This window comes from Streptomyces noursei (assembly GCF_001646665.1).
Taxonomy (GTDB): domain Bacteria; phylum Actinomycetota; class Actinomycetes; order Streptomycetales; family Streptomycetaceae; genus Streptomyces; species Streptomyces lavendulocolor.
The window spans coordinates 1-359 of sequence record NZ_LWBU01000092.1 but is presented as its reverse complement, the minus strand read 5'-3'; the positions used below and the strand labels follow the sequence as shown (position 1 = coordinate 359).

Below are 359 nucleotides of genomic sequence, written 5' to 3'. Positions count from 1 at the left end.
CCGCCGTAGGGGGGGGCAGTGGGGACGCCGCACGGGTCGTGAGGGGCGGGGGGCGGGGTCATTGATCCTCCAGTGCCAGCAGGTGGTCTGCATGTCGGCTGCCTGGCGGGGGGGGGGCGGGGGGGGGCGGCCGGCGGTGAGCGGGGCAAGGGGGGGGAGGTACGGATTGGGGCGTACCGCCTCAGTGGAGCAGGCTGCCCTGCAGTTCCGCGCGCAGGTCAGGGGTGAGGACGCTGCCCGCGCGGTCGACGAGCAGGGCCATCTCGTACCCCACGAGGCCGATGTCGGCATCCGGGTGCGCGAGCACGGCGAGGGAGGAGCCGTCCGAGATGGACATCAGGAAGAGGAAGCCGCGCTCC

At 74.1% G+C, this 359-nt stretch carries 1 protein-coding gene; it reads right to left on the bottom strand.

The genetic code is table 11. The features are described 5' to 3' along the window. Window positions 1–181: 181 nt before the first annotated feature. The coding region (locus tag A4V12_RS09545; protein ID WP_434974778.1) for a roadblock/LC7 domain-containing protein at window positions 182–359 on the bottom strand (178 nt) is incomplete at its 5' end.